The sequence below is a fragment of the Cereibacter changlensis JA139 genome (genome assembly GCF_003034985.1).
Lineage (GTDB): Bacteria > Pseudomonadota > Alphaproteobacteria > Rhodobacterales > Rhodobacteraceae > Cereibacter > Cereibacter changlensis.
Map to the genome: position 1 here is coordinate 1 of NZ_PZKG01000404.1, position 670 is coordinate 670.

Below are 670 nucleotides of genomic sequence, written 5' to 3' on the forward strand. Positions count from 1 at the left end.
GCGTTTCGACGTGGACGGGGGCGAGATGCGAAGGTTGCCGATGAGGAAGATCAAGGGTGTATTGCGGCTCCGTGCAGCTGGCCGATCCGCTCGCAAGATCGGGCTGAGCGTTGGTGTGGGGCGCAGCACGGTCGCGGACTACCTGCGCCGTGGTGAGATGGCTGGCCTGTCCTGGCCATTGCCCGAAGGGTTGGATGAAGAAGCGCTGGAGCGGCGGCTGTTTCCGCCTCTGCCGCCCTCGAAGGGTCGCCAGTTCGCCGAGGTGGACTGGGCGGCGATCCATCGCGAGCTGAAGCAGCCGGGCGTCACGTTGGCGCTGCTCTGGGACGAGTATCGCGGCCGGCGACCGGGCGGCTACGGCTATTCGGCCTTCTGCCAGCACTACCGCCGCTGGGTCGGCCGGCTCTCGACCGTCATGCGCCAGCGCCATGCCGCAGGCGAGCGGATGTTCGTCGATTATTCCGGCGCCCGGATGGCGGTGATCGATCCCACCACCGGCGCGGCGCGCCCGGCGACCCGCGCCTTCGCTGCGTTCGGCGCGGCCCCTGCGCTGGTCGCGTCGGACAACCTGAAGTCCGGCGTGATCCGCGCCTGCTTCTACGAGCCCGAGATCAACCGCAGCTACGCAGAGATGGCGGCGCACTACGGCACGGCCATCCTGCCCGCACGG

The 670-nt window shown here is 69.3% G+C and carries 1 protein-coding gene; it reads left to right on the forward strand.

What is annotated here, in order from left to right; all coding sequences use genetic code 11:
* Positions 1–115: 115 nt before the first annotated feature.
* The coding region (locus C5F48_RS24360; protein ID WP_146170783.1) for a transposase at positions 116–670 on the forward strand (555 nt) is incomplete at its 3' end.